This is a genomic window from Cyanobium gracile UHCC 0281, from assembly GCF_034931305.1.
Classification (GTDB): Bacteria; Cyanobacteriota; Cyanobacteriia; order PCC-6307; family Cyanobiaceae; genus Cyanobium; species Cyanobium gracile_A.
Window position 1 is genome coordinate 1 of record NZ_JAYGHY010000054.1, and the last position, 20,232, is coordinate 20,232.

Genomic DNA, 20,232 nt, shown 5'->3' on the forward strand with positions numbered 1-20,232 from the left:
GGCCAGCTCCGCTGGCAGGGCAGCCGGCCGGAGGCGGGGCGGGCTCGGGGCCTGCCCCTGGGGGAACTCACCTGGAACCACACCACCCTGCACTGGCGGGCCCAGGCCCCCGACTGGACCTACCTGCAGCTGCTGCTGCCCCGGCCGGAGGCGCCCCTGCTGGAGGCCGTGCGCCAGCGCTGGGGCAGCGATGTGCTCTGGCACCTGGAGGCGGTGCGTTACCTAGGGGCGCCGCGGCTGACGGCCCTGCCCCTGGTGCGCTGGCAGGGACCCCAGGCCCTGGCCGACCTCGTCGCCCAGTGCCGTGAGCTGGGGGCGGTGCCGTTCAACCCCCACGTGATCACCGTCGAGGACGGTGGCCTCGGGGTGGTGGACGCCGATCAGGTGGCGGCCAAGGCCGCCTACGACCCGGCCGGGCTGATGAACCCGGGCAAACTCAGGGGCTGGGTGGGCTAGGTGTGCGCTCAACGCCTCAGCCGCACTCCAGGCTGATCCGGGTGTCGGCGCCGGTCACCGGGTTGGTGCCGCGGGCGTCGCGGCAGAGGTGCCGCTGGTCCACCCGGTCGAGCAGGGCATCGGTGAAGTCCGCATCGGTGACCGTGGCGCCGGTGAAGTTGCTGCCGGAGGCGATCGCCCCCCGCAGCACTGCGCCGGTGAGGTCGGTGCCGCTCATGTCCACCTTGTCCATCAGGGCGTCGCTGAGATCGGCACCGCGGAAGTCGGCCTCGGGGAAGGCCGCCTGGGTGAGGATCGCCCCGTGCAGATCGGCCTCCCTGAAAATGGACTGGCGGGCCGTGGCCCCGGCGAAGGAACTGCCGGCCAGCTGCTGGCCGCTGAAGTCCTTGCCGCTCTGGTTGGTGAGCGTGTAATCCACCCGGTCCTGGTTGTCGGCCCGGGCGCTGGGGACGGCCAGCAGCAGGGTGGCCAGGAGCACCAGAGCCAGCAGCAGTGGCACGAGCCCCCGGCGGGGGGATTGCCCCGGCGGCCTTCGGGAACTGCCGGCGGGCCTGGGGGCATCGGTTCCGAAGACCGTCGTCATGGGCCGTGGCTGCCGGGGACGTCCCCAGGCTGGACCAGCGCCGGGGCTTCGTCAGCCTGGGCGGCATCGAGCAGCGGAAGCACTGCGCCCAGCAGGAACAGGGAGCCGGCCACCAGCGGCAGCGGGCCGGGGGCCAGCAGGCTGTCCAGTCCGGCCTCCAGGCTGCCGGCCTCCTCGAGCTGGTCGGCCAGGCCGGGGCAGGCGGCGGCCAGCTCCTGCCGCGACCAGCTGGGATGCTCCGGCACCGCCACCACCACCGCCCGATCACCGGGACGCAGCAGCAGTTTGAGCATCGCCGCCCCCTCCTTGTGGCGTTGGATGCCCAGCAGCCAGCGGCGCGGCCGCCCACCCTGGAGATCACCATCGATCCGGTCGAGTTCCCTGCGCAGGGCCGCCGCCGCCGGGGGATTGTGGGCCCCATCGACCAGCAGTTCGCGGCCCCGCCAGTGGTGGCTCTCCAGTCGCCCGGGCCAACGGGCCGCCGCCAGGCCGGCGCGGACCATGCCCTCCTCGAGGGGCCTGCCGGCCAGTGGGCCGTCCGGGGCCGTCAGGGCCCTGGCCATGGCCACGGCCACGGCGCCGTTGTGGCGCTGCAGCTCCCCCGCCAGGCCCAGTTCGGGTCCGCCATCGGCCACGGTGGGCAGGGGGTCGAGCCAGTGCAGGCTGGCGCCACGGCGGCGGGCCTCCGTCTCCAGCACCCGGCGGGCCTCGGGTTCCTGGGCGGCGCTGAAGGCCCGGCAACCCGGCCCCATCACGGCGGCCTTCTCGGCGGCGATGGCGGCCAGGGTGTCGCCCAGGTGTTCGCGATGGTCGAGGCCGATAGCCCCGAAGCCGATCACGGGCCGGTGGGGATGGAGGGTGGTGGCATCGAGGCGACCCCCCAGGCCCACCTCCAGCACCGCCAGATCCACCCGCTCGCGGGCAAAGCGGTCGAAGGCCGCGGCCGTGATCAGCTCAAAGGGGGTGAGCCGGTGACGGCGGGCGAGGGGCTGCCAGCGGGCCAGGTCGGCCCGCAGGGTGGCGGCCGCGATCCAGGCGTCATCGATCGCGATCCGTTCGCACCAGCTCACCAGATGGGGGGAGCGGTAGGTGCCCACGTGCACGTTGGCGGCCCGCAGGATGGCGTGCAGAAAGGTGCAGATCGAGCCCTTGCCGTTGGTGCCGGCCACCTGGGCCGCGACGAAGCGCCGCTCCGGATGCCCCCCGTCGCCCAGGGCGCCGCCCAGGCGCTCCAGGCCCAGGTCGACGCCGCGGAGGGCGAAGGGCTCAAGCAGGTCGCCCAGGTCGACGGGGGGGGGCAGCAGGGACGGCAAGGGTGGTGAGCGGGATCAATCGAGGGTGCTGAGGGCCTTCTCCAGGCGCTTCACTGCCTTGCGCAGCTGGCGGGGCTTGATCACCAGTGGCGGCACGAAGCGGACCACCCCGGGGCCGGCGGGCACCAGCAGCAGGCCCTCGGCCATGGCTGCCTTGACGATCTCCGGGGCCGTGACCCCGCCCTCCCGCAGCACCAGGCCCCGCAGCAGGCCCCAGCCCCGTTCGCCGGCCAGGGTGTCGGGATGGCGGGCCACCAGCTCCTGGAGCAGGGATTGCAGCAAGGCACCGTTGGCGCTCACTTTGGCCAGCAGGCCCCGGCGTTCGATTTCCTCGATGACCGTGAGGCCGGCCCGGCAGGCGAAGGGATTGCCGCCGAAGGTGCTGGCATGGTCGCCGGGGCGGAAGTGGTCCACCGCGGCCTTCACCGCCAGGGCGCCGATGGGGATGCCACCGCCCAGGCCCTTGGCCATGGTCAGGGCGTCCGGTTCGACCCCCAGCTGTTCGTAGCCCCACCAGTGGCCGCTGCGGCCGACGCCGATCTGCACCTCGTCAAAGATCAGCAGGATCTGGTGGGCGTCGCAGAGCTCCCGCACCCGCTGGAAGAAGGTGGGATCACCGGGGTTCACGCCCCCCTCCCCCTGGAGGGGTTCGAGCAGCACCGCGGCCACGCGGGGACCCTCGGCTTCACAGGTGGCCAGCAGCGCTTCGAAGCCGGCGGTGTCGTTGTAAGGGAAGTAGCGGAAGCCCGACACCATCGGCTCGAAGCCCTGGTGGTACTTGGGCTGGCCCGTGGCGGTCACCGCCGCCAGGGTGCGGCCGTGGAAGCTGGCCTGGGCGCTGAGGATCAGGGGCTCGGCGATGCCGCGCACCAGATGGCCGTGCTTGCGGGCCAGCTTGATGGCCGCCTCATTGGCTTCGGCGCCGGAATTGCAGAAGAAGACCCGGTCGGTGCAGCTGCGGGCCGTGATGGCCGCGGCCAGTGCCTCCTGTTCCGGGATCCGGTAGAGGTTGGAGACGTGCTGGAGGCGGCCCAGCTGCTGACAGAGGCGACGCCGCAGCACCGGGTCGCTGTGGCCGAGGGTGCAGACGGCGATGCCGGCCACCATGTCGAGGTAACGCCGGTTCTGCTGATCCCATAGCCAGACCCCACGGCCCCGCTTCAACGCCAGGGGGTAACGGGCGTAGGTGTCCATCACCGGTTGGATGGGAGCGGTGGGACTCGAACCCACATGCCCGAAGGCGCTCGATTTTGAGTCGAGTCCGTCTACCAATTCCGGCACGCTCCCGAAGGAAGGACTCTAGGTCGCGACGGCTGGCTAGGCCGCGACGGAGGGCAGCCTGCGGATCGAAGCGCCGGCGGCATTGAGTTTGCCCTCCAGATCGGCGTAGCCCCGATCGAGGTATTCCAGGCCCCGCACGGTGGTGATGCCGTCGGCGGCGAGGCCCGCCAGCACCATGGCGGCGGAGGCGCGCAGGTCGGTGCCGTGCACCGGGGCGCCGCTGAGGCGGGCGACCCCCTCGACGCAGGCGGTGTTGCCCTGCATGCGGATGTCAGCCCCCATGCGCTGCAACTCGGCCACATGCTGGAGGCGGTTCTCGAAGATGTTCTCCACCACCATGCTGGTGCCTTCGGCGGTGGCGAGCAGGGCCATGAAGGGGGCCTGCAGGTCGGTGGGGAAGCCGGGGAAGGGCTGGGTGCGCAGATCCACCGCCCGCACCTTGCTGGCGGTGAGGATCAGGCCCTGGCCGTCGGCCTCGATGAGGCAGCCCGCCTCCTCGAGTTTGGTGATCACGGCGCCGAGGTGCTCGGGCAGGGCGGGGAACACCCGCAGCCTGGAGCGGGTGATGGCCCCGGCCAGCAGGAAGGTGCCCGCTTCGATGCGATCGGGGATGACGGCGTAGTCGGCCCCGTGCAGCCGCTCGACGCCGACGATGGTGATCGTGGGGGTGCCGGCGCCGCGCACCTTGGCCCCCATGGCCAGCAGCAGCCGGGCCAGATCGATCACCTCCGGTTCCTGGGCGGCGTTGTCGATGACCGTTTCGCCGTCGGCGAGGGCGGCCGCCATCATCAGGGTCTCGGTGGCGCCGACGCTGGGGCAGTCGAGGTGGATGTGGCCGCCGGTGAGGCGGCGCTGGCGGCCAGGCACCACGGCGGTGACCACACCGTGCTCGATGGTGACCTGGGCGCCGAGGGCCTTCAGTCCCTTGACGTGCTCCACCACAGGCCGGGTGCCGATCTGGCACCCACCGGGCAGGGGCACCTGGGCCATGCCCATGCGGGCCAACAGGGGTCCGATGCAGAAGAAGCTGGCCCGCAGGCTGTTGACCAGCTCGTAGGGCGGGGCAGCGGTGGTGATGTGGTCACCGTGCAGAACGATCGCGTCGCCCCCCCGCTGCACCCTCACCCCCAGGGCGGCAAGGATCTCCCCCATCGCCGTGATGTCGGTAAGCGGGGGCACATTGCTCAGCCGCAGACCGTCTTCGGTGAGCAGGCAGGCGGCCATCAGCACCAGGGCCGAATTCTTGGCGCCGCTGACCCTCAGTTCCCCGTCCAGTCGCCGTCCACCACTGATCTCCAGCCTGGTGCCGGCGATGGCCTTGACAGGCATGGGGGATACGGTCATGGACGGAAGTCCTGGTATCAATTTCTGGGGCATCTTGACAACGAATGATCCCGTCGTCTAGGGGGTCGCCGCTCAAACTGTCTTGTTCTTCCAGGTCTTTCCGGCAACGTTCCTCGGGGGAGCTGCCAGTGGTCGCTCGAGCGGAGGTGCCCACCGGTGATGATTTATGCTCCTTGGAGCGCCGCGGCTTCCGTGGCGGCTAACGCCCGCGGATGTGGCGGAATTGGTAGACGCGCTAGTTTCAGGTACTAGTGGCAGCAATGTCGTGGGAGTTCAAGTCTCCCCATCCGCATAACTAACCCATGATTGTCCTCAAGATCACCAACGCTTCCGATGTCGTCGCCTCGAACATCGGCAAGTTCCTGGAACGGCTCACCCCTGATAGCTACGACCAGAACAAGGTGGAAGACATTGTGATTGACCGACTGGCTGCCAACCTCAGGGCTGAAGGCATCCGCGGCGAGGTGGCGGCCGTCAAAGGGCTGGATCTTCATGACGACGATCTGGTCATCCACGACCGCCTCAAGATCCGACGCCGCAAGAGCATCTGACGTCAGTGGGCTTTCCCGCTGAGCGTCCCGGCCAGCCCCCTGGCGGCGAGACAATCCGCAGTGTCCGCAACCCTCTGATCCAAGCGGTGCGGCGCCTGCACCGTTCCAGTGGCCGGCTGGAGCGGGGCCTCCTGCTCCTGGAGGGAACCCACCTGCTCCAGGAAACCCTCGGCCTTGGCCTGCGGCCCGAACTGGTGCTGGCCACCCCGGACTGGCTGGAGCGCCACGGTGTCCTGTTGGAGCGGCTGCCGGAGCCTGGCCGGTTGCGGTCTGCCAGCCCCGAGGTCCTGGCCGCTGCCGCCACCACCCGCCATCCCGACGGGGTGCTGCTGACCCTGGCGATGGCCCAGCTGCCTGCCCCCGCAGCGGGAGGTTCAATCCCGGGCTTTGTCCTCGCCCTTGACCGGCTCCAGGATCCGGGCAACCTCGGCACCCTGCTGCGCACCGCCCTGGCGGCGGGGGTGGAGCGGGTGTGGCTGGCCGAGGGGGCCGATCCGTTGCAGCCCAAGGTGCTGCGGGCTTCCAGCGGAGCTGCCCTGGCCCTGTCGATCGAGCGGATGACGTCCGCCGATCTGCACACCCGGCTGGCCGAGGCTCAGGGCGACGGCCTGCAGCTGGTGGCGGCGATGGTGCCCGAGATCGTGGGCGCGGTGCGGCCGTACTGGGAACTGGACTGGTGTCGGCCCACGGCCCTGTTGCTGGGTAATGAGGGGGCGGGGCTGGCGCCAGAACTGAGCCAGCTGGCCGACCAATGGGTGACGATCCCCCACAGCCCCGCGGTGGAATCGCTCAATGTGGCGGCCGCAGCGGCCCTGCTGCTGCTGGAGCGCCCCCGCCAGGCCCACGGCAGGCCCGCGCCCTGACAGGGGAGAATGCCTCCACCCATGCAGCCCCATCCGGTGACCGCAGCACCCGCCACCCCCCCCTCCGGGTTCGATTTCGACGTGATCGTGATCGGCGCCGGTTATGGCGGTTTCGATGCGGCCAAGCACGGGGCCGACCACGGCCTGAAGGTGGCGATCGTGGAATCCCGCGACATGGGCGGCACCTGCGTCAACCGGGGCTGTGTCCCCTCCAAGGCCCTGCTGGCCGCCAGCGGCCGGGTGCGGGAACTGGCCGACGCCGAGCACCTCAAGGGCTTCGGCATCCATGCGGCGCCGGTGCGCTTCGAGCGCCAGAAGATCGCCGACCATGCCGCCCAGCTGGTGGCCACGATCCGCACCAATCTCACCAAGACCCTGGAGCGTTCCGGCACCACGATCCTGCGGGGCAAGGGACGCCTCGACGGGCCCCAGCGGGTGGCGGTGCGGGAGGCCAGCGGGGTGGAGCGCGTCTATACGGCCCGTGAGGTGATCGTCGCCACCGGCTCCGATCCCTTCGTGCCGCCCGGCATCGAGACCGACGGGCGCACCGTGTTCACCAGCGACGAGGCCATCAACCTGGAATGGCTGCCCCGCTGGATCACCATCATCGGCAGCGGCTACATCGGCCTGGAGTTCGCCGATGTGTATACGGCCCTGGGCTGTGAGGTCACCATGATCGAGGCCCTCGATCGGGTGATGCCCACCTTCGATCCGGACATCGCCAAGATCGCCGCCCGCCATCTGATCGACGGCCGCGACATCGACGCCCGCGCCGGCGTTCTGGCCAGCCGCATCACCCCCGGCTGCCCGGTGAAAATCGAACTGGTGGACATGGCCAGCCGCGAGCCGGTGGAAACCCTGGAAGTGGATGCGGTGCTGGTGGCCACCGGCCGGGTGCCGGTGAGCAAGGAGCTCAACCTGGCCAGCGTCGGCGTGGAGACCAACCGGGGCTTCATCCCGGTGGACGACGGCCTGCGGGTGCTGGCGAACGGTGAGCCGGTGCCCCATCTCTGGGCCGTGGGCGACGTGACCGGAAAAATGATGCTGGCCCACACCGCTGCCGCCCAGGGCACGGTGGCGATCGAGAACATCCTCGGCCACGCCCGCCGCATCGACTACCGCTCGATTCCCGCCGCCACCTTCACCCACCCGGAGATCAGTTCCGTGGGGCTCTCGGAAGCGGACGCCAAGGATCTGGCCGAGAAGGAGGGCTTCGCCCTGGGCAGCGTGCGCAGTTACTTCAAGGCCAACTCCAAGGCCCTGGCTGAGCTGGAGAGTGACGGGTTGCTCAAGCTGCTGTTCCGCAAGGACACCGGCGAAGTGCTGGGGGCCCACATCTATGGCCTGCATGCGGCCGACCTGATCCAGGAGATCGCCAACGCGGTGGCCCGGCGCCAGGGGGTGCGGCAACTGGCCAGCGAAGTGCACACCCACCCCACCTTGAGCGAGGTGGTCGAAGTGGCCTACAAGCAGGCCGCCGCCAGCCTGGCCACGGCGGTGGGTGCCTGAGATGGAGATCCGACGCCGGCCCCCCAACCCTTCGGTCCGGGTGGCCCACCTCGAGTTCGGCACCCCCCATCCGGAGGAGCGCCCCCGCCACATCCTTGAGGAGATCGTCTGGGAAAAGGACAGGGAGGTGACGGCCGCCCGCGAGCGCGTCAGCTTGGACGCGCTGAAGCAACAGATCGCGGACCTGCCTCCCACCCTGGATTTCTGCGGGGCCCTGCGCGCCAGTTGCCGCAAACCGGCGGTGATCGCCGAGATCAAGAAGGCCAGCCCCAGCAAGGGGGTGATCCGGGAGGATTTCGATCCCGTCGCCATCGCCCGCGGCTACAGCGACGGCGGCGCCAGCTGCCTGTCAGTACTGACCGACAAGCGCTTCTTCCAGGGGGGCTTTGACGTGCTGGTGGCGGTGCGCGAAGCGGTGGCACTGCCCCTGCTCTGCAAGGACTTCATCCTCAGCCCCTACCAGCTGTTCCAGGCCCGGGCCGCCGGGGCCGACGCCGCCCTGCTGATTGCGGCGATCCTCACCGACCAGGATCTGGCCTACCTGCTCAAGGTGGCCAGGGGCCTGGGGCTGGCGGTGCTGGTGGAGGTGCACGATGCGGCGGAGCTGGAGCGGGTGCTGCAGCTGGAGGGTGTGAACCTGATCGGCATCAACAACCGCGACCTGGCCAGCTTCACGGTGGATCTGGCCACCACTGAACGGTTGATGGAACGCTTCGGCGAGCAGGTGCGTGCCCGCGGCTCCTTGCTGGTGAGCGAATCAGGCCTGGTCAGCCGAGCCGACCTCGACCGGGCCGTGGGGGCCGGTGCCGATGCCGTGCTGGTGGGGGAGGCCCTGATGCGGCAGGAGAATGTGACGGCGGCCCTGGAGACCCTGATCGGCGGCTGAGACAGGGCCGCGCAGGGATCACTCCTTCTCCAGCACCGCCCTGGCGGCATCGAGCTGGGCGCGGGCTTGCTGACTGACTTCGGGATAGTGGAGGTGCAGGGAATCGAGGGTTTCGATGATGGCGGCCGCCACGGCCATGCGGGTGAACCACTTGTTGTCAGCTGGCACCACATACCAGGGAGCGTGACAACTTGAGGTGTGCCGAATCGTTTCGGTGTAGGCCTCCATGTAGTCATCCCAAAAGGCCCGTTCCTTGATGTCGTTGGCAGAAAACTTCCAGTTCTTTTCGGGACGGTCTAAGCGTGCGAGAAAGCGTTTGCGCTGCTCCTTCTTGGAGACGTTCAGGAAGAACTTCCGAACAATGATGCCATTGTTGCTCAAGTACTCTTCATAATTTCGGATGTCGCGAAAGCGCTCTTTCCAGATGTCCTTTGTGAGACGATCAGGTGGCAAGGTCTGCCTGGCCAGCATCTCGGGATGCACCCGAACCACGAGGGTTTCCTCGTAGTAACTCCGATTGAAGATGCCGATGCGACCCCGTTCGGGTAGGGCATTATTGCTTCGCCAGAGAAAATCGTGGTCCAGTTCCACGGAAGAGGGTGCTTTGAACGAGGTCACCTGACAGCCCTGGGGATTGACGCCACTCATCACATGCTTGATCGTGCCATCTTTCCCCGCCGCATCCATCGCTTGGAAGATCAGCAGCAGGCCCCAGCGATCCTGGGCATAGAGCAGATCCTGATAGTGCGCCAACATCTCCACGCCTAGCGCGAGTGCTTCCTTGGCACGGGATTTGTCTGCAGGGTCTAGCGAGAGCGTTTCGCCGGGATCGTAATCCTTGAGATGGAAGCGGTCGCCATTCTGAACACGGAAGGGTTTGACAATGCTTCTGGCACGCTCAACAAAGTCCTTCTTGTCCACGCTCCTCAGCTGCGGCATCCTTCCCACTGATACACCTGATCTGAGGTGCCGCCTGACCTTCCACCACACTTCGTAAAAGTGGTGAGCCCTTTTGTATTCGATCCGACCCTCAAGAACCCGAGCTAGCTCTTGAATTCCATGCATTGAAAGAAAGCCTAGCCACATTCCTTGCCGTTTGGCGTCAGGATAAAAAGTCTTACGAAGATTCACCTGCTCTCTTGCCGTGATTAAAGTTTGGCGGGAGGTGCAGCATGCTTGAGCCATGGCATGGGCAGCGAGCCACTACCGTGAAAGCCAACACCCGAGACGTTCAGCTTCCATCAGCTCGGCACCGGTTCTGATCCTCTGATCGTCCTCCCCCATGCTTGGTTCCCTCGTCAGCTACTCGAAGATCCTCGAGATTGTCGGCGACATTCTCCGCGTCGAAGTGCCTGCAGGCTCCAGCGAGAATGAAGCGGCACCACGGTTCAACGATCTGGCGGTTGTGGAAAACCGAAATGGCACGTTTTCCCTCGCTCAGGTGATTGCGTTGAAGCAGGACTCGGTCTCTCTGCAGGTTTTCCGCGGTACCAAGGGGGTGGCCACCGATTCCGCTGTGCGTTTTCTCGGTCATCCGATGGAGGCCACTTACTCCAGCAATATTCTGGGGAGGGTGTTTCGGGGTACCGGTGAGCCGATCGACGGAGGCCCCAGCCTTGCAGAAGATCCGAAAGTGCCGATTGGGGGGCCTTCGGTGAATCCCATGTGTCGGATTCTGGCCTCAAAGATGATTCGCACGAATGTGCCGATGATCGACGTCTTCAATTGCCTCGTGGAGAGCCAGAAGATCCCGATCTTTTCGGTGTCAGGCGAACCCTTCAATGCTTTTCTGGCCCGCATCGGGATTCAGGCCGATGCCGATGTGGTCGTTTTTGGTGGCCTCGGTCTCATCTTCGATGACTACTACTCGTTCCGCAAGACATTTGAAGATGCCGGAGTTTTCTCGCGTACGGTGATGTTTGTGAACCTGGCCTCTGATCCAATCGTTGAGCGATTGCTGATTCCTGATATGGCCTTGGCGGTGGCCGAGCGCTTCGCTGTCGAGGAGGGGAAGCGGGTGTTGGTGCTGCTCACCGACATGACATCGTTTGCCGATGCCCTGAAGGAAATCAGTATCGCCATGGATCAGGTTCCAGCCAACCGGGGTTATCCCGGTGATCTGTATTCCCAGCTTGCCCGCCGTTATGAAAAGGCAGCCGACTATGCCAAAGGTGGATCGGTGACGCTGCTCACGGTCACCACCATGCCAGGTGATGACATCACCCATCCGGTGCCTGACAATACGGGATACATCACGGAAGGGCAGTTCTATCTTCATGATGGGGTCATTGATCCCTTTGGTTCACTTTCCCGCCTCAAACAGAATGTGATTGGGAAGATCACCCGCGAGGACCATAATCAGATCATGAACACCTGCATCCGGCTCTACTCCGGTGCCAGGGATGCTGAGCAGAAGCAAGCGATGGCCTTTGAACTGTCTGATTACGACCAGCGCCTGATCAAATTCGGTGGACTTTTCAAAGACAGATTCATGGATATCAATGTTGATATCTGCCTTGAGGATGCTCTGGATCTTGCCTGGAAGACCCTTGCCGAGTGTTTCCAAGCCGGCGAGTTGCTGATGAAGCAGGAACTGATCGACAAGTATTTTCCGGGCCCGCCCGCGCCGGCGATGACCTCACCCCAGGTCCCAGCGGTTGGAGGTTCGTCATGAAGTCATAGATCCTTGTCCCTAGCAAGCCAAACCGTCTTCTCTGCGACTAGCGTTCATGGCCAGACTCTCGCTCACCAAGGCCTCCTTGACGAAGGAGAAGTCTCTGCTGAGAACCTTTCAAGATGTCCTGCCTTCGCTGGACATGAAACGGCGGCAGATCAGCGCGGAGCGGGAGAAGGCACGCCGTCAGCTTGCTGAAGCCGTTCAGACGGCCGAGGCGATCGAGCCGGATGTGGCGGTCAGGCTGCCGATGGTCGCGAATGAAGCGATCAATCTCGACCATCTGGTGACCATCTCCAGGTTGGAGATCGGGGAGGAAAATCTGATGGGAACACGGCTCCCGACCCTCCAGGCCCTGGAATTTCGGATCAGTCACTATGGCTTGCTTACCAAGCCGTTCTGGGTTGATGCTCTCATCGTGGTTCTCAAAGCAGCCATCGAAGCCAACATCCGTATCCAACTGGCGCGGCGCCGAGTGGAGTTTCTGCAGGAGGCTGAGAGGACCGTCACGCAACGCTATAACTTGTTTGACAAGGTGTTGATTCCACGGGCGAGAAAAAATATTCGTGAGATCTCGATCTATCTTTCTGACGCTGAACGGGCTGGTGTGGTCAATTCCAAGATTGCCAAACGCAAGAAGGAGCGGCAGAACCCATGACGATCGTACCGCTCGCCAAAGTCTCCATCTTCGGTCTCGCCGCAGATCAGCATGCGGTGCTGGAGGGACTGCAAGCCATTGGTTGCATGCATCTGATCCCGTTGGGAGATCAAGATGGTGCTGCTGATTTCACCTCTCCACAGCTCGCCGGCCAGGCCCGCGAGGCCCTGCGTTATCTGATGGATGTGCGCCAGCGTCGTTACCAGCTCAGAGCCGATCCCACGTTTCAGCTCGAACATGTTGTGGAGAAGGCCCTGGCGAACCGGGCCCGGAAGCGGGCCGCTGAGGACCGGATTCTCACCCTTCGCCAATACCTCGACGAACTGCTGCCTTGGGGGAACTTCCGACTACCCGATCTGGGTGATCTCGCCGGTCAGCGGCTGTGGTTCTACAGGGTTCCCCATCCCAAGAACGGGGTTTTCCTGCAGGCGCTGGAGACCCTGACCATGCCCTGGCAGCTCATCCATGCCAGCCCCAGGAACGGCTATTTCGTTGTGATCGCTGAGCAGGAGCCCGACCAGAGCCTGCTTCCGGTGCAGCGGTCACACGTTGGTTCCGTGTCTCCCCAGGATCTCAGGGCCGAACTCGATCAGGCTCATGTCGACTTCGATGACATCGAGGCGGAGCATGAAGCCTTCAGTCGCTGGATCTTTCTGCTCTCAAAGCATCTTGCCCAGGCCGACGATCGGGAAGCCCTCAAGCAGGCTGGCGACAAAACCGCTGACCGGGGCAGTGTCTTTCAGGTTCAGGGCTGGATGCCCCGCAGGGACCTTCCCCTGCTTGAGAGCTTTGTCAGCCGGATGGGGCTGGCCTCCTGGGCCGAAAGTCCGACGTCGGAGGACGTTCCTCCCACGTTGATGACCAACCCTGATCTTCTGATCGGCGGTGAAGATCTGGTCACCTTCTATGAGACCCCCGGGTATCGCGACTGGGATCCTTCGACCGTGGTCTTCTTCTCGTTTGCGATGTTCTTTGCGATGATCCTGGCTGATGCCGGCTATGCCTTGGTACTGGGAGTGCTTCTCGCCGTGTCTTGGAAGGGGATGGGCAGAACGCCATCCAGTCGACATTTTCGTGTTCTCGCGGCGGTCGGTCTGTTTTTCGCGCTCCTCTATGGCGTGTTGGCTGGCAGTTATTTCGGGGTGGCACCACCGGCCACAACCGTTCTGGCTCACCTCAAGGTGCTGAATCTGAATGATTACGACGAGATGATGAAGATCTCACTGCTTGTCGGCGCTCTGCACCTGATTCTCGCCAATGGGATTGTGGCTTTTCGAGCGGTTTCGATCGCCGAGCGCGCCAGGCCCGTTGGCTGGATCGCCATCATTCTCGCTGGCCTCAGCCTCTATCTCGGTGCGAATTCTGCGGTGGGTCGTGATCTGGGCATTGGGCTCGGCAGCGGCGGATTCCTCACCATCCTGTTACTGAGCAGCGAACGGCCTCTCGATTCCCCCGGAGACTTGCTGCTGCGCCTTTTTGACGGTCTCGCTTCGTTGGCGAATCTTTCCAAACTCTTTGGCGACGTGATGAGTTATCTGAGGTTGTTTGCCTTAGGCTTGGCTAGTGCCTCTTTGGCGGTGACCTTCAATCAGCTGGCGGGACAGGTCTATCGTTCCGACGTGCCTCTTGGGGTGGCGATTGCTTTGCTGATTCTCCTCCTGGGTCATGGCATCAATCTGCTTCTGGCCATCATCAGTGGCTTCGTCCATGGTTTGAGACTAAACTTCATCGAGTTCTTTAACTGGAGCCTCGACGAAGAAGGCTATCCTTTCGAACCTTTTATCAAAAGGGAGACGGCATCTTGAACGACGACACTTCCATCCTTGTCCTCGGCTGGATCGGGATCTACGCGCCGGTGGCGTTTGGGGCGATCGGGGCTTCCATCGGTTGCACGACGGCAGGTCAGGCAGCGATCGGAGCGATGATGGAGGTCAGCAGTGGCTACGGACGCTTCGTCGGCCTTTCCGCGCTTCCCTCTTCGATGTCGATCTATGGCATCGTCGTGATGTTCATTCTCAACAGACCGGTCACCCCGGCCAATTCAGGCGGTCTCTTCGGTATCGGCCTGTTGTCCGGCCTGGTGTTCCTGATGGCGGCGATCTACCAGGGGCTGTGCTGCGCCTCAGCCATCTCAGGATCCAAAGCCAAACCCGGCATCTTCGGCCTTTCGCTGGCTCCGGCGGCCATTGTCGAGGGATTCGCCGTGTTCGCTTTCGTCTTTGCTCTGGTGGCGGCCGGGGGCATTCCCAAATAAGTCACCTGCGGCGCTTCCACCCTGAAGGCGTCTTCGTTCCAGTTCCTCGCTCCAGCGTTCCTTTCCAGCCAGGCAGCTCCCATGGCCAACCCGAAGAAGATCCGCCATGACACCCCCCTCGCGGTGGCTTCGGGCGTGGACGAACTGATCGCCCGGTTGCGAGATCAGGGCGTGGAGAAGGGGCGCGCCGAGGCCGAAGACCTGAGGCGGGATGCCGAGGCGAAGGCCGCCGACACCCTGGCGCAGGCGCAGGCGCAGGCGAAGCAGATCCTCGATCGGGCCAGGAAGGAGGCCGAGACCCTTCGGTCCTCAGGCAAGGAGGCCCTTGAGCTCGCCTTTCGCGACACCATGCTCGCCCTCAAGGCCCAGCTCAGTGAACGCTTCGCCGGTGAAGTGCGTCAGCTCGTGGGCGAGGAGCAGCAGAAGCAGGAGATCCTGGATCGGATGATCATGGAGATTGTCGGAACGCTGCGCCCAGATGCTGATCAGTCCGGGCAGATCGAAGTGCTGTTGCCGCGCCGCATCGATGGCCTCGCCGAACTCAGCCAGCACCCGGAGGAGCTGGAGAAGGGCATCCTCAGCAAGTTCGTTCGCCTCACCGCCCGCGGCATGCTCCGGGCCGGGGTCACGTTCGGGGTGTCGAAGGGGCAGGAGGCGGGGCTGAAGCTGCGTTTGGTGGATCGTGACGTGCTGCTCGACCTCACGGATGCGGCGATCGCCCAATCCCTTCTGGCCCATCTTCAGCCCCGTTTTCGCGCCCTGCTCGAGGGGGTGGTGAAATGAGCCAGGCAGGCGGATCGCTGGCCTGGTCGGCATCGTCGTGCCTCGAGGCAGGGGTGACGGCAGGATGAAATACGTCGTCCTCATGGCCAGTCTTCCGCCGCTCGGCAAGTTGTTCGAAGCTGCGACGCCACCGATTTCCCGCATCAAACTGAAAAGCCGATTGAACCTGCTGGATGCCACCGACCATCAGACACTCGACCAGATCGCCAATCTGATCGCCTGGCCGCTTCAGCCTTCGGAGCGCACTGATCCTGAGTTCGTCTCGGAGGCCCATCGTTTCCTCGCCTCCAGCCGAAGCCCCACGCTGCGGGGGCTGGTGAAACAGAGGCTCGACATGCGGACGGTCGTGGCGGCGTTGCGCCGGCATCGCCGCGGAGAGGCCCAACCTCCCCCTGGAGAGATCTGGGGATTCGGCGAATGGGTGGGGCTGATGGAGCGCAACTGGAATGCCCCAACCTTCAAGCTGGAGGTGATCTTTCCATGGGTCAAGCAGGCCCATGATCTGCTGGACAAGGACGATCTGATCGGCTTCGAGAAGTTGCAGTTCTCGATTGTCTGGGCCATGCTGGATCGCCTTGGCGCCGGCCACAATTTTGATTTTGAAGCGGTGATCATCTACCTGGCGCGCTGGAGTCTTGTCAGCCGCTGGTCATGCTACAAAGGGGATGATGCGGTCGTTCGTTTTCGGGAGCTTGTTGATTCGGGCCTCGGCAACCACAAGCAACTTTTTGCATGAGTGTCTCAATGACAGACAGCGTTGCGTACCATCCCGCCACCGTCGTTGCCGTCCAGGATGATCTCGTCACGATCCAGATGGCGGAGACCAATCCACGGCCGCTACTCAAGAATGAGGTGGTTTATATCTGCTTGCAGCGCCGCAGCGGCGGACGGGAGGAAAAGCTGAAGGCGGAGGTGCTACGCGTTCGTGGACGGCTGGCCGATGCCCAAGTCTTCGAAAGCACCAAGGGTGTCGGAATCGGTGATCCTGTCGAACAGTCAGGAGAGCAGCTCTCCGTCATCCTCGGCCCAGGATTGCTGAGCCAGGTCTTTGACGGGCTGCAGAATCCCCTGGCTCAGCTTGCTGCCGGCTATGGCACATTTCTGCCTCGGGGTGCCGATGTGTCTCCGCTCGACACCGAGAAGAAGTGGTCGTTTCAGCCCGTTGCCAAGATCGGCGACAGCCTCCATGCCGGCGATGTGATCGGCACCGTTCAGGAAGGCCGTTTCACCCACAAGATCATGATCCCGTTTGATCAGCAGGGTGTGGTCACCCTTGATTGGATCCAGCAGGGCAGCTTCACCATCGACACGGCTGTGGCCCGCATCAGAGACAGCTCCGAGGCCACCCGCTCCCTGACCTTGACGCAGCAGTGGCCGGTGCGTCGCCCCTTGCCCCAGGCGTTGCTTGAAGCGAATCGTTCCGAGCGGCTCTACCCGCAGGAGCCGATGATCACCACCCAGCGCATCATCGATACGTTTCTGCCCATCGCCCGTGGCGGTACCGGCTGCATCCCCGGTCCTTTCGGAGCCGGCAAGACCGTGCTGCAGAACCTCATTTCCCGCCATTCCGATGTGGACATCGTGCTGGTGGTGGCCTGCGGGGAGCGCGCCGGGGAAGTGGTCGAAACCATCACCGAGTTTCCTAAACTGTCCGATCCGAAAACCGGCGGTTCGCTGATGGATCGCACCATCATCATCTGCAACACATCCTCGATGCCGGTGGCGGCCAGGGAAGCCTCCATCTACACCGGCCTTACCCTGGGCGAGTACTACCGACAGATGGGTTTCAATGTGCTCCTGATCGCCGATTCCACCTCCCGATGGGCCCAGGCGATGCGGGAAACCTCCGGGCGTCTGGAGGAGATTCCGGGAGAGGAGGCCTTTCCCGCCTATCTCGACTCCTCGATCAAGGCCGTTTATGAACGGGCTGGCATCATCCGCAGCCATGATGGTTCTGTCGGCAGCCTCACCATGATCGGCACGGTGTCTCCGGCGGGTGGCAATTTCGAGGAGCCTGTCACCCAGTGCACCCTGGGAACGGTCAAGGCTTTTCTGGGCCTGAGTGCGGAACGTGCCTACAAGCGCTTTTATCCAGCTGTTGACATCCTGCTCTCTTGGTCGCGCTACTTTCCCCAGCTTGAAGACTGGTTCTCCGAGCACCTTTCCCACGACTGGGTGGGGCGTGTCGCGGAGATGAATGGTCTGCTCAAGGAGGGAGACCGCGTCAACCAGATGATTCAGGTGACCGGAGAGGAAGGCGTCAGCATGGAGGATTTCATCCTTTACCACAAAGCCCTGTTCCTCGACATGGTGTATCTGCAGCAGGATGCCTTTGATCCCGTTGATTCCAGCACCCCCCTGGAACGGCAGAAGACCTCGTTCGATCTGATCTTCAATCTGCTGCATCTAGACCACACATTCAGTGAGAAGAAGGTCGTCAGGGACTACTACACCCAGCTCACCGGCCTGTACAGGAACCTGAACTATTCCGTCGCTGGTTCGGTGACCTACAAGAGCTATCTGCAGCAAATCCAGGCCCTCTCCTGCCAGTACGCCGCGGCGACGGAACCCGCCTGTCAGGTGGCCTGACGCAGCCGGTTGGATCGGTCCGGGTGCCTGTCCTGCGCCAGCCCTCTCAGCCAGGGCTGCGGCGGCAGGCCTTCAGGGTCAGGGGCCAGCGCAGGCGGTACTGGCGCTCCCGCTCTCCCCAAGCCCTTTGCATCGCCGGCCGAATCCACTCCAGGGGATCGCTCCCCGTGGCGGCGACGTACCTGGCCGTGGCCGACCAGCTGGCGCAGTAGCCGAGCAGTTGCTCCAGGTTCCAGAAGGTTTCCATGGCGAACGCTGGCGTTGCCAGGGCCTCGCAGGGCAGGGTGATGTCCCGGTAGTCGTTGTCCACCAGGACCTTTTCGGGCGGCCAGTAGGGGCCAACGATCTCCCCATAGAAGTGGCGCAGGATCGCATCGATGCCTGCGGCTTCAACCCTGGCCAGGCCGTAGGTCCAAGCGGCCAGGACGCCACCGGGCCTCAGCACGCGCTCGACCTCCCGGTAGAAACGGTCGCGGTCGAACCAGTGCAGAGCCTGGGCCACCGTGACCAGATCCATGGAATGGGCCAGCAGACCCGAGTGTTCCGCTGTTGCCAACCGGTAGCGCACCCGCGGATGGGGCTCGGCCAGGGCCAGCTGGGACGCACTGGCATCGGTGGCCAGCACGGTCTCGAATCGCTCGGCGAGGGCCAGGGCGCATTGCCCCGTGCCGGTGGCGCAGTCCCAGGCCCGCTGACGGGTGGGTGCCACCGATTCCAGCCAGGCAAACAGTGCTGAAGGGTAGGTGGGGCGGAACCGGGCGTAGCTGCCGGAGACGCTGGCGAAATGATCGATGAAGTCGCAGGCCATGCGGTCCTCGTCATCGGTTCGAGTGGGGTGCATCCTCCCTAGCGGTGCGCCATGCGGATGGTGCTCAGGCCCATCGCCAAGCTGGAGGTGCGCCCATCAAAAAGCGGCCCGACCGAAGCCGGACCGCCAGCTGGGTCGGACTCTGGCCGACCGAATCAGGGTGAGGCGCTCAGACCTTGCGGCTGTAGAACTCCACCACCAGCAGTTCGTTGATTTCGAGAGCGACCCATTCGCGTTCGATGCGGCCGCCCACCTTGGCGGTCATCTTGGCCTTGTCGAACTCCAGGTGGGGCGGAATGTTGGCCAGGCCGGGGAAGGCCAGGTTGGCTTCGGCCAGGGTCTTGCTGCACTTGCGCTCGCGGATGGCGACCACGTCGCCGGCCCTGCACTGGTAGCTGGGGATGTCAACGACCCGACCGTTCACGGTCACGTGGCCATGGTTCACCAGCTGACGGGCACCGGGAACGGTGGGGCCGAGGCCGACGCGGAAGCAGATGTTGTCGAGACGGCCCTCAAGCAACTTGAGCAGGTTGGTTCCCGTGGAACCCTCTTGGGCACGGGCTTTCTTCACGTAGCGCACCAGCTGACGTTCGGAAATGCCGTAGTTGAAACGCAGTTTCTGCTTTTCTTCGAGACGGATCGCGTATTCGGAGCGCTTGCGACGGGCTTGGCCGTGCTGACCGGGGGGATAAGACCGTTTGGCGGCCTTACGGGTGAGACCGGGAAGGTCCCCCAAGCGCCGCGTGATCCTCAGGCGAGGGCCGCGGTAGCGAGACATAAGGGAAGGTGACGGAGGTGGGAACGGCGGGGTGCACGGTTGCGGCATGCTGGGAGAACCCGGATGCCCGCGCGTGCAGCGCCAACCACCCACCCTAAGTGGCGACGGTCCCGCAGGGACTCTGTCGACCCTCTCGTCCGCCGTGGCCGCCCTGCTGCTCGCCCTGATCGGCGCCTACCGCCGCTGGCTCTCGCCCCTGCTCGGCCCTCGTTGCCGCTTCATTCCCAGCTGCAGCGCCTATGGGCTGGAGGCGATCGGTCGCCATGGCCCCTGGCGCGGCGGCTGGCTCACCCTGAAGCGGATCGGCCGCTGCCACCCCTTCACCCCCTGCGGCTGCGACCCGGTTCCGGATTGATGCAGGAGCTGCTGCTGTTCACGCGCCAGGGCTGCTGCCTCTGCGAGGGCCTCGCCGAAAAGCTCCGGGCCCTGGATCCCCCCCAGCCCATGCGGTTGATCGACGTGGACACCAACCCTGACCTGCAGCAGCGTTATGGGCTGGCCGTGCCCGTGCTGGCGTTGGCGGCCAGCGGGGAGGATCCGCTGCGGGAGCTGCCGCGGGTGTCCCCCCGCTTGGCGGGAGCCCAGCTGCAGGCCTGGCTGATCAAGCAGGGCGTCCGCTGAGCGTCACGCTATGACAGGCGCCAGCTCCGTCCCGCCGGACGCCGCCGGCGCCGCCATGTCACCGCTGCTTCAGCCGCTCCTGCGTCAGGTGGGCCTGCCGCCGCTCCCCGACCCCACCGGTGCCCTGGCCCAGGCGACGGTGAGCGGCGTCAGCTGCGATTCCCGCCGCGTCGCCCCCGGCAGCCTGTTCGTGGGCCTGCCCGGCACGGCGGTGGATGGCGGCAGCTTCTGGCCCGAGGTGCTGGCCGCCGGTGCCGTGGCGGCCGTGATTGGGCCGACGG

Annotated in this window: 21 protein-coding genes, 2 tRNA genes and 1 pseudogene; 16 read left to right on the plus strand and 8 right to left on the minus strand. The window is 64.9% G+C overall.

The genetic code is table 11. From position 1 onward, the window contains the following. Nucleotides 1-456, plus strand: a pseudogene (locus VB739_RS13215) (FAD-binding protein); the annotation flags it as partial. A 16-nt stretch (nucleotides 457-472) separates the two neighbouring features. On the opposite strand, the gene VB739_RS13220 reads toward VB739_RS13215, so the two are convergent. From VB739_RS13220 to murA, 5 genes are all read right to left on the minus strand, one after another. Continuing rightward, entirely contained in the window at nucleotides 473-1,039 is a 567-nt protein-coding gene (locus VB739_RS13220; protein ID WP_323357511.1) for a pentapeptide repeat-containing protein, read from the minus strand. Next, a complete protein-coding gene (locus VB739_RS13225; protein ID WP_323357512.1) occupies nucleotides 1,036-2,352 on the minus strand; it encodes a bifunctional folylpolyglutamate synthase/dihydrofolate synthase in 1,317 nt (438 codons plus the stop codon). Before VB739_RS13225 ends, VB739_RS13220 begins: the two co-directional genes overlap by 4 nt. Nucleotides 2,353-2,367: 15 nt before the next feature. Beyond that, on the minus strand, nucleotides 2,368-3,582 hold the full coding sequence (locus VB739_RS13230) for an aspartate aminotransferase family protein (protein WP_323357513.1): 1,215 nt from the start codon (nucleotides 3,580-3,582) through the stop codon (nucleotides 2,368-2,370). After that, nucleotides 3,558-3,639, minus strand: a tRNA-Leu gene (locus VB739_RS13235). Before VB739_RS13235 ends, VB739_RS13230 begins: the two co-directional genes overlap by 25 nt. Nucleotides 3,640-3,669: 30 nt before the next feature. After that, complete coding sequence (gene murA, locus VB739_RS13240; RefSeq protein ID WP_323357514.1) at nucleotides 3,670-4,977, minus strand: UDP-N-acetylglucosamine 1-carboxyvinyltransferase; 1,308 nt, start codon at nucleotides 4,975-4,977, stop codon at nucleotides 3,670-3,672. Nucleotides 4,978-5,185: 208 nt separating this feature from the next. Here murA and VB739_RS13245 point away from each other — a divergent pair. From VB739_RS13245 to trpC, 5 genes are all read left to right on the plus strand, one after another. Continuing rightward, nucleotides 5,186-5,269 (plus strand) — tRNA-Leu (locus tag VB739_RS13245). Nucleotides 5,270-5,279: 10 nt separating this feature from the next. After that, nucleotides 5,280-5,528 carry a hypothetical protein gene (locus VB739_RS13250; RefSeq protein ID WP_323357515.1) on the plus strand — a complete coding sequence of 83 codons (249 nt, stop codon included), beginning with the start codon at nucleotides 5,280-5,282 and terminating at the stop codon, nucleotides 5,526-5,528. A 5-nt stretch (nucleotides 5,529-5,533) separates the two neighbouring features. Continuing rightward, on the plus strand, nucleotides 5,534-6,391 hold the full coding sequence (locus VB739_RS13255) for an RNA methyltransferase (protein WP_323357516.1): 858 nt from the start codon (nucleotides 5,534-5,536) through the stop codon (nucleotides 6,389-6,391). Nucleotides 6,392-6,412: 21 nt separating this feature from the next. Next, the gene (locus VB739_RS13260) at nucleotides 6,413-7,900 is read left to right on the plus strand and encodes a dihydrolipoyl dehydrogenase (RefSeq protein ID WP_323357517.1); all 1,488 of its coding nucleotides are present in this window, start codon (nucleotides 6,413-6,415) and stop codon (nucleotides 7,898-7,900) included. Nucleotide 7,901: 1 nt separating this feature from the next. Next, a complete protein-coding gene (gene trpC / locus VB739_RS13265; RefSeq protein ID WP_323357518.1) occupies nucleotides 7,902-8,786 on the plus strand; it encodes an indole-3-glycerol phosphate synthase TrpC in 885 nt (294 codons plus the stop codon). Nucleotides 8,787-8,804: 18 nt separating this feature from the next. Here trpC and VB739_RS13270 read toward each other — a convergent pair whose 3' ends face one another. Continuing rightward, nucleotides 8,805-9,707, minus strand: a complete 903-nt coding sequence (locus tag VB739_RS13270; protein ID WP_323357519.1) for a polyphosphate kinase 2 family protein — start codon at nucleotides 9,705-9,707, stop codon at nucleotides 8,805-8,807. A 361-nt stretch (nucleotides 9,708-10,068) separates the two neighbouring features. On the opposite strand from VB739_RS13270, the gene VB739_RS13275 reads away from it, so the two are divergent. The 7 genes from VB739_RS13275 (at nucleotide 10,069) to VB739_RS13305 (ending at nucleotide 17,744) form a co-directional block, all read left to right on the plus strand. Further along, the gene (locus VB739_RS13275; protein WP_323357520.1) at nucleotides 10,069-11,460 is read left to right on the plus strand and encodes a V-type ATP synthase subunit B; all 1,392 of its coding nucleotides are present in this window, start codon (nucleotides 10,069-10,071) and stop codon (nucleotides 11,458-11,460) included. Nucleotides 11,461-11,515: 55 nt separating this feature from the next. Beyond that, complete coding sequence (locus tag VB739_RS13280) at nucleotides 11,516-12,118, plus strand: V-type ATP synthase subunit D (RefSeq protein WP_323357521.1); 603 nt, start codon at nucleotides 11,516-11,518, stop codon at nucleotides 12,116-12,118. Beyond that, nucleotides 12,115-13,923, plus strand: coding sequence for a V-type ATP synthase subunit I (locus tag VB739_RS13285; protein WP_323357522.1), 1,809 nt, complete (start codon nucleotides 12,115-12,117; stop codon nucleotides 13,921-13,923). The genes VB739_RS13280 and VB739_RS13285 overlap by 4 nt, the downstream gene beginning before the upstream one ends. Beyond that, nucleotides 13,920-14,372 carry an ATP synthase subunit C gene (locus VB739_RS13290; protein WP_323357523.1) on the plus strand — a complete coding sequence of 151 codons (453 nt, stop codon included), beginning with the start codon at nucleotides 13,920-13,922 and terminating at the stop codon, nucleotides 14,370-14,372. Before VB739_RS13285 ends, VB739_RS13290 begins: the two co-directional genes overlap by 4 nt. Nucleotides 14,373-14,453: 81 nt before the next feature. Further along, nucleotides 14,454-15,155 carry a hypothetical protein gene (locus VB739_RS13295; protein WP_323357524.1) on the plus strand — a complete coding sequence of 234 codons (702 nt, stop codon included), beginning with the start codon at nucleotides 14,454-14,456 and terminating at the stop codon, nucleotides 15,153-15,155. A gap of 64 nt (nucleotides 15,156-15,219) precedes the next feature. Then, nucleotides 15,220-15,891, plus strand: a complete 672-nt coding sequence (locus VB739_RS13300; RefSeq protein ID WP_323357525.1) for a hypothetical protein — start codon at nucleotides 15,220-15,222, stop codon at nucleotides 15,889-15,891. Nucleotides 15,892-15,899: 8 nt separating this feature from the next. Next, the gene (locus tag VB739_RS13305) at nucleotides 15,900-17,744 is read left to right on the plus strand and encodes a V-type ATP synthase subunit A (protein ID WP_323357526.1); all 1,845 of its coding nucleotides are present in this window, start codon (nucleotides 15,900-15,902) and stop codon (nucleotides 17,742-17,744) included. Nucleotides 17,745-17,790: 46 nt separating this feature from the next. On the opposite strand, the gene VB739_RS13310 is transcribed toward VB739_RS13305, so the two are convergent. Together VB739_RS13310 and rpsD are read right to left on the minus strand one after the other, a co-directional pair. Further along, on the minus strand, nucleotides 17,791-18,585 hold the full coding sequence (locus VB739_RS13310) for a class I SAM-dependent methyltransferase (protein ID WP_323357527.1): 795 nt from the start codon (nucleotides 18,583-18,585) through the stop codon (nucleotides 17,791-17,793). Between the two features lie 136 nt (nucleotides 18,586-18,721). After that, nucleotides 18,722-19,330 (minus strand): 30S ribosomal protein S4, encoded by a 609-nt coding sequence (gene rpsD, locus VB739_RS13315; protein WP_323357528.1) that lies wholly within the window; start codon nucleotides 19,328-19,330, stop codon nucleotides 18,722-18,724. A 46-nt stretch (nucleotides 19,331-19,376) separates the two neighbouring features. Here rpsD and yidD point away from each other — a divergent pair, with 46 nt between their 5' ends. The 3 genes from yidD to VB739_RS13330 form a co-directional block, all read left to right on the plus strand. After that, on the plus strand, nucleotides 19,377-19,685 hold the full coding sequence (gene yidD, locus VB739_RS13320) for a membrane protein insertion efficiency factor YidD (protein ID WP_323357529.1): 309 nt from the start codon (nucleotides 19,377-19,379) through the stop codon (nucleotides 19,683-19,685). Then, nucleotides 19,685-19,951 carry a glutaredoxin family protein gene (locus tag VB739_RS13325; RefSeq protein ID WP_323357530.1) on the plus strand — a complete coding sequence of 89 codons (267 nt, stop codon included), beginning with the start codon at nucleotides 19,685-19,687 and terminating at the stop codon, nucleotides 19,949-19,951. Before yidD ends, VB739_RS13325 begins: the two co-directional genes overlap by 1 nt. A 55-nt stretch (nucleotides 19,952-20,006) precedes the next feature. After that, nucleotides 20,007-20,232 (plus strand): Mur ligase domain-containing protein (locus VB739_RS13330; protein WP_323357531.1); only part of this gene is annotated, 226 nt, incomplete at its 3' end.